The sequence below is a fragment of the Actinomadura sp. CNU-125 genome (assembly GCF_001942465.1).
In the GTDB taxonomy this organism is placed as follows: domain Bacteria; phylum Actinomycetota; class Actinomycetes; order Streptosporangiales; family Streptosporangiaceae; genus Spirillospora.
Genome location: NZ_MKJY01000279.1, coordinates 1 through 6980, shown reverse-complemented (window position 1 = coordinate 6980; position 6980 = coordinate 1). Strand labels below are relative to the sequence as shown.

Genomic DNA, 6980 nt, shown 5'->3' with positions numbered 1-6980 from the left:
CGGCGGCGACCGCCGCCAGCACCCGCGACGAGGCCGCCGGTCAGGGCTTCGGCGGTCGCCGCGTCGAACAGGTCGGCGGAGTAGTCGAGGATCAGCCGCAGCTCGCCGTCCGGCGCCTCGCGGAAGATGAAGTCGAGGTCGAACTTCGCCGCGCCGGGAGCGAACGGCGCCTCCCGCTGTTCGAGGCCGGGGAACCGCACGTCCCCCACGCCCTGGTTCTCGTAGCCGACCATCACCTGGAACAGCGGGTTGCGGCCCGGCACCCGGCGCGGCCGCAGCGCCTCCACCAGCGCCTCGAACGGCAGGTCCTGGTTGGCCAGGCCCGCGAGGTCGGCCTCCCGGACGCGCCCGAGCAGCCCGGCGAACGTCGGCGCGCCGGACAGGTCGGCGCGCAGCACCAGCGTGTTGACGAAGAACCCGACGAGGTCGGCGGCGGCCTCCTCGGTGCGGCCCGCGACCGGGCTGCCGAGCGGGACGTCGTCGCCCGCGCCCGCCCGGTGCAGCAGCGCCGCCACCGCCGCCTGCCCGACCATGAACATGCTGGCCCCGGCGTCGCGGGCGACGCGGCGGAGCCGTCCGGTGAGGTCCCGGCGGGCAGGTCGGCGTGCAGCTCGGCGCCGCGCTGCCCGACCGTCCCGGGGCGGGCGCGGTCCACCGGCAGCGGGACCTTCCTCCGGCGCGCCCGCGAGCGCCCGCGCCCAGTGGTCGAGCTGCCCGGCATGGACGCTGCCCGGGTCGAGCGGGTCGCCGAGCAGCTCCCGCTGCCACAGCGCGTGGTCGGCGTACTGGACGGGCGGCGGCTCCCACCCCGGTGCGGCCCCGCCGAGCCGCGCGGCGTACGCCGCGGCGACGTCCCGCGCGAACGGGCCGAACGACCACTCGTCGAACGCGATGTGGTGGAACACCGCGAGCAGCAGGTGCTCGCGTTCGCCCTCGGGGAACACCGCGACCCGCAGCGGGAGGTCGGCGGCGAGGTCGAACGGCCGGGCGATGAACGCGGCCGGGTCGCCGTCCGCGACCTCCAGGACGGGCCGCGCCTCCGCGGGCGACAGGATCCGCTGGTGCGGGGCGCCCTCGTGGTCGGCGAACACGGTGCGCAGCGTCTCGTGCCGGGCCACCACGTCCGACCGCCGCCTCCAGCGCCGCCCGGTCGAGGTCGCCGCGCAGCCGCACGCCGAGGGGCAGGTGGTAGCGTCGCGCGGGCGTCGTCCTCGCGGAGCAGCTGGTCGAGCAGCCACAGCCGGTTCTGCGCGGACGACGCCGGGACGAGCCCGTCCCGCTCGCGCGGCGCGAGGACGGGCCGGTCGGCGGCGCCCGCCCGGCGGTGCGCCCGCGCGGCCAGCTCCGCGACCGTCGGCGCCTCGAACAGGTCGCGGATCGCCAGCTCGGCGCCCAGCACCGCGCGGGCCCGTCCGACGAGCCGGGTGGCCAGCAGCGAGTGCCCGCCGAGGTCGAAGAAGTCGTCGTCGATGCCCGGCGCCCGGCGCGTCCAGCACCTCCGCGAACAGGGTGCACAGCAGGTGCTCGACGGGCGTGCGCGGCGGCCGTCCGGTGCGGCGCGGCCCGGCCCCGCCGGGGTCGGGCAGGGCGCGGCGGTCGAGCTTGCCGTTGACGGTGAGGGGCAGCGCGTCCAGCGTCATGATCGCGCTCGGCACGAGGTAGCCGGGCAGCCGCCGCTTGAGCCCTTCCCGCACGCGCGCGGCGAGCACCCCGAGGTCGCGCGCCGCGACGGGGTCGTTGGCGTAGGAGGCGGGCGCCCGGCCGGGCGCGGCCGGGAGGTGCGCGGGCGCGCCGCCGAACACGGCGTCGTACCGTCCGATCTCGTCGGAGGGCGTGAGGACGGCGCCCGGGAACCGCGCGCGGAAGTCCTCGGGCTCGATCCCGGCGGGCGGCGCGTCCAGCGCGGCGCGGGCGTCCCCGGCGGACCCGCCGTCCCGCAGGACGCGCACCGCCGCCACCTCCCCGGAGAGCCGCGGGTCGGGAATCCCCCGGACGCGCAACGGCCCGGAGCCCCCGGCGAGCAACCCCTCGATCTCCTCCATGCCCGACCTGTCGGACATCGCCTCGGCGTTCGGGGCGGATGCGGCGGCTCGCGGTGGCGTGTCCCGGTCTTCGTCCAGGGCAGCCGGGGCGCCGGGGGGCGTCGTGCCGGGCCAGTCGATGACGGACGGCTCGGGGTCGGGGTCGGGGGCGAGGTCGGGGCCGGGCTTGTAGAGGATCGCGTCGTAGCGGTGGCGGGTCAGTTCGTTGTGGTGGACGCCGCGGCGGGTGAGGACGTCGACGCGGGCGGGGCCGTCGAGCGCGGCGAAGAACGCCGGGTCGAGGAGGAGCTCCTTCTCCATGCGGACGGCGCGGTCGATCGCGTCGAGGTCGGTGTCGCCCCGGCCGAGGCGGACGGCGGCGTGCAGGCAGCGGACGGTGCGCAGGTCGCGGACGTCGCCGACGAACAGCGCGCCCCCGGGCGCGAGGAGCCGCATGGCCTCGGCGACGACGTCTTCGAGGTATCCCGCGCCCGGGAAGTACTGGACGACCGAGTTGATGACGATCGTGTCGAAGTGGGCTTCGGGGAGTCCTTCGGTGTCGTGCGCGGGACGGCAGCTCAGCCGGACCGGCGAGCCGGGGCCGAGGTCGGCGCGGAGCTTGTCGATGACGGGCGCGGAGAAGTCGGTGCCCCAGTACTCGTCGGCGCCGGGCGCGAGGCGGGTGAGCAGCAGTCCCGCGCCGACGCCGATCTCCAGGACGCGGCGCGGGTTCAGGCCGCGGATGCGCTCGATGGTCGTCTCGCGCCATTCGCGCATGTCGTCGAGCGGGATCGGGGCGCCGTCGTAGCTGCTGTCCCAGCCGGCGAACTCCTCGGCGTGGACGACCGTCCCGACCTCGGTGTACTCGGCGTCGTAGATCTGCCGCCACTCGGCGATCTGCTCCTCGGCGGCGCCCTCGCGCGCGCCGTCCGGGACGACGTAGCCGAGGAGCCGCCGGACGCCGGGGACGTCGGTGTCGGCGGCGACCACGGCGGCCTGCCCGACGCCGGGTTCGGCGGCGAGCGCGGCCTCGACCTCGGCGAGCTCCACCCGGTAACCGCGGATCTTCACCTGGTCGTCGGTGCGGCCGAGGAAGTCGATGTTGCCGTCGTCGCGGACGCGCACCAGGTCGCCGGTGCGGTACATGCGCCCGCCGGACGCGTCGAACGGGTCGGCGACGAACCGTTCGGCGGTGAGGTCGGCGCGGCCGAGGTAGCCGCGGGCGAGGCCCGCCCCCGCGATGTACAGCTCGCCGGGCGTGCCGGGCGGGACGGGCCGCAGCGCGGCGTCCAGCACGTGACCGCGGGTGTTCCAGATGGGTTTGCCGACCGTCGGGGTGGCGCTGTCCTCGGTGCCGCCGCCGAGCGTGTTGATCGTGTACTCGGTGGGCCCGTACAGGTTGTAGCCGAGGACGCCGTCGGCGTCGGCGAGCCGGTCCCAGACGGACGCGGGGACGGCCTCGCCGCCGAGCAGGACGAGCGGCGGCCGGTGCTCGCCGTCCAGCAGGCCCTCGTCGAGGAGCTGCTGCGCGTAGGTCGGGGTCACGTTGATGACGTCGACGCGGTGCCGTCGCAGGTAGTCGGTGAGGGCTTCGGCGTCGCGGCGGAGGTCCTCGTCGCAGACGTGCACCTCGTGCCCCTCGACGAGCCAGAGCAGCTCCTCCCACGACATGTCGAACGAGAACGACACCGTGTGCGCGATCTTCAGCGGACGCCCGTTCGTGGCGTCCATGACGGGCTCGAAGATGTTCGCGCGGTGGTTGTACTGCATGTTCGTCAGCCCCCGGTACGGGGTGACGACGCCCTTCGGCCGCCCGGTGGACCCGGACGTGTAGATGACGTAGGCGGGATGGTCGAGCCGGCCGGGGGTGCCGGGCGCGAAGCCGGGCGTCTCCTCGGGGGCGAGGTCGTGGCCGGGCAGGTCGGCGAGGGCGGCGGCGGTGCCGGGGTCGTCGAGCGCGAGGACGGCGCCGGTGTGCGCGAGCCCGGCGGCGATGTCGCGGTGCGACACCAGGACGGCCGGGCCCGCGTCGGCGATCATGTAGTCGAGCCGGTCGGCCGGGTAGTCGAGTTCGAGCGGCAGGTAGGCGGCGCCGGTGCGCAGCACCGCGAACAGCGCCACGACCATTCGCGCGGACCGCGGCAGGGCGAGCGCGACGACCCGTTCGGGTCCGGCGCCGTGCGCGATCAGCAGCCGCGCGAGCCGGTTGACCTCGGCGTTCAGTTCCCCGTAGGTGAGCCGGACGTCCGGCGGCGAGACGAGCGCGGCGCGTCCGGCCGCCGGGCGGCCCGGTCGGCGAGCAGCTCGGCGACCGTCACCTCCGGGACGGGCCGCACCGCCTCGGCGCGGTCGCGGCGGAGCCGCTCGTGCTCGGCGGGGACGAGCAGGTCGACGCGGTGGGACGGGGTGTCGGGCGCGGCGGCGAGCGTCTCCAGGACCCGGACGTACCGGTCGGCGATCCGTCCGGCCTCGGCCTCGGTGAACGCGTCGCCGCGGACCATGACGCGCAGCGCGGCGTCCGGCTCGACGACCATCGTCACCGGGTAGTGGGTGGCGTCGCGGACCTCCCGGCCGACGACCCGCAGGTCGCCGGACGGGCCGAAGCCCCGGTCGGTCGCATGCCGGGGAAGTTCTGGAAGACGAACAGCGTGTCGAACAGGGTGCCGAGGCCGGTGGCGCGCTGCACGTCGGCGAGCGCGACGAACGTGTGGTCGAACAGTTCCGACTGCTCGGCCTGCACCCGTCGCAGGACGGCCGTCAGCGGGTCGGCCGGCGCGGCCCGCACCCGCACGGGGACGGTGTTGAACAGCAGGCCGACCATCGACTCGACGCCGTCGACGTCGGGGTGGCGGCCGGACACCGAGGCGCCGAACACGACGTCGTCGCGTCCGGTCATGGCCATGAGCACCAGGCCCCACGCGGTCTCGAACAGGGTGCCGGGGGTGACGCCGTGGTCGCGGGCGACGGCGGCGAGGCGGTCGGCGAGCCCGGCGGGCAGGTCGCGGTGCACCTCCGCGGCGGCGGCGAGGTCGGCGGGGGCGTCGACCAGGCCGGGACGGACGAGCGCCGGTTCGTCGAACCCGGACAGCGAGCGCGCCACGCGTCCACGGCGGCGTCCCGGTCGCGCCCGTTCACCCAGTCGAGGAACGCGCGGAACGACGGGACGGGCCGGGCGGCCTCGGCGGCGGCGTCGGTGTAGGCGTCCAGCAGCGAGGTGACCAGCAGCCCGCCCGACCAGCCGTCGAGCAGGATCAGCTCGGACGTCAGCACCAGCCGGTGGTCGCCGTCGGCGAGGCTCGCGAGCCCGAACCGGATGAGCGGCGGCGCGGACGGGTCGAACGGCTCGGCGCGCTGCGCGTCGACGAACGCCTCCAACTCGTCCTCGCCGGACACGCGGGCGTGCGTCCACGGGGGCTCGAAGTCGTCGGGGACGAACTGGACGGCGCGGTCGCCGTCCGTCCGGAACCCGGCCCGCAGGTTGAGGAACTTGCGCAGGACGGTCCGGACGGCGTCCCCCATCCGCGCCGGGTCGACCGGGCCGGACAGTTCCACGACGGCCTGCTGCACGTAGACGTCGCGGCCCTCGCCCGCGAGCATCAGGTGGAAGAGCAGCCCTTCCTGCAGCGGCGACAGCGGCAGCTCGCCGGACGCGTCCGCGTCCTCGGCCGCGGCGGAACCGGCGGCCGTGGCCTCGGCGGCCTTCGCGAGGGCCTCGACGGTCCGCAGGCGGAACACGTCCCGGACGGTGAACGCCAGCCCGGCGCGGCGGGCGCGGGCGACCAGCAGGGCGGCGCCGATGCTGTCGCCGCCGGTGCGGAAGAAGTCGTCGTCGGCGTCGAGCCCGCCGGTCCAGGACGGCGGCGGCGAGCCGGGCGAGGACCCGTTCGGTCTCGGTCGCGGGCGCGCGCCCGGCGCGGCGGCCCGGCGCCGGCAGCGCCCGCCGGTCGATCTTGCCGTTCGGGTTGAGCGGCAGCTCGTCCAGGACGACCAGGACGGCGGGGACGAGGTAGTCGGGCAGGGCGTCGCGGAGCCCGTCAAGGACGCCGTCCGGGTCGGCGTCGCCGGTGACGTACCCGACGAGCCGGGAACCGTGGACGGCGACCGCGGCGCGGCGGACGCCCGGCCGCGCGCCCAGCGCCGCCTCGACCTCGCCGGGCTCGATCCGGAACCCGCGGATCTTCACCTGGTCGTCGGTGCGGCCGAGGAACTCCAGGCGGCCGTCCGGGCGGCGCCGCACCCGGTCGCCGGTGCGGTAGAGGCGCGAGCCGGGCGGGCCGAACGGGTTCGCGACGAACCGCTCGGCGGTGCGCGCCGGGTCGCCGAGGTAGCCGCGCGCCAGGCCGTCCCCCGCCAGGTACAGCTCGCCGACCGGCACCTCGCGCAGCGCCCGGTCGAGGACGTACGCGCGGGTGTTCGCGATCGGCGCGAGCCCGCCCGTCCCGTCGGCGGCGAGGCTGTCGCCGGCGGCCTCCGAGCAGCCGTACAGGTCGACGAGCCGCACCGGGATCCGGTCGGCGAGCGCTCGGGGCAGCGCCTCGCCGCTGCTGATCCAGGTGGTGACCGACTCCGGGAGCCCGTTCTCGGCGAGCGCGGCGAGCAGGCTCGGGACGAGCGTGACCGTGCGGACCTCGTGCCGTTCGATGAACGCGGCGAGCGCGACGGCGTCCCCGGCGGTGGCGTCGTCGGCGACGACGACGGTGTCCCCGGCGACGAGACCGCCGAGCAGCTCGGTCGTCCCGTCGATGAACGCGGGCGAGGACTTCGCGACGCGCGTGCCGCCCGGCCCGGTGAGGCCGGTGCCCCACGCGAGGCGGTTCGCCAGGGCGCGCAGGGTGCCGACGACGGCCTTCGGCGTCCCGGTCGAACCGGACGTGAAGACCACGTGGCTTCGGTGAACGACGTGCCGATGGACGAGTGGACGCCGGAGGAGGTTTCGGCCCACATCGGGTACATGAACGA

4 protein-coding genes and 2 pseudogenes are annotated in these 6980 nt (G+C 76.3%); all 6 read right to left on the bottom strand.

Translation table 11 applies throughout. The annotated features are described in order from the left end of the window. Positions 1 to 1091, bottom strand: a 1091-nt coding sequence (locus tag BJF79_RS62040; RefSeq protein ID WP_262402707.1) for a condensation domain-containing protein, incomplete at its 3' end; no start/stop codon positions are given. 1410 nt (positions 1092 to 2501) lie between these two features. Beyond that, positions 2502 to 4268, bottom strand: a pseudogene (locus BJF79_RS62035) (amino acid adenylation domain-containing protein); the annotation flags it as partial. Beyond that, on the bottom strand, positions 4241 to 4561 hold the full coding sequence (locus BJF79_RS28640; RefSeq protein WP_075902025.1) for a hypothetical protein: 321 nt from the start codon (positions 4559 to 4561) through the stop codon (positions 4241 to 4243). The gene BJF79_RS28640 and the pseudogene BJF79_RS62035, both read right to left, overlap by 28 nt. Continuing rightward, complete coding sequence (locus BJF79_RS28635) at positions 4558 to 5031, bottom strand: condensation domain-containing protein (protein ID WP_158079319.1); 474 nt, start codon at positions 5029 to 5031, stop codon at positions 4558 to 4560. Before BJF79_RS28635 ends, BJF79_RS28640 begins: the two co-directional genes overlap by 4 nt. Continuing rightward, complete coding sequence (locus BJF79_RS62030) at positions 4914 to 6059, bottom strand: condensation domain-containing protein (protein WP_075902023.1); 1146 nt, start codon at positions 6057 to 6059, stop codon at positions 4914 to 4916. The genes BJF79_RS28635 and BJF79_RS62030 overlap by 118 nt, the downstream gene beginning before the upstream one ends. Further along, positions 6031 to 6903, bottom strand: a pseudogene (locus BJF79_RS67405) (AMP-binding protein); the annotation flags it as partial. The pseudogene BJF79_RS67405 and the gene BJF79_RS62030, both read right to left, overlap by 29 nt. Between the last annotated feature and the right edge of the window lie 77 nt (positions 6904 to 6980).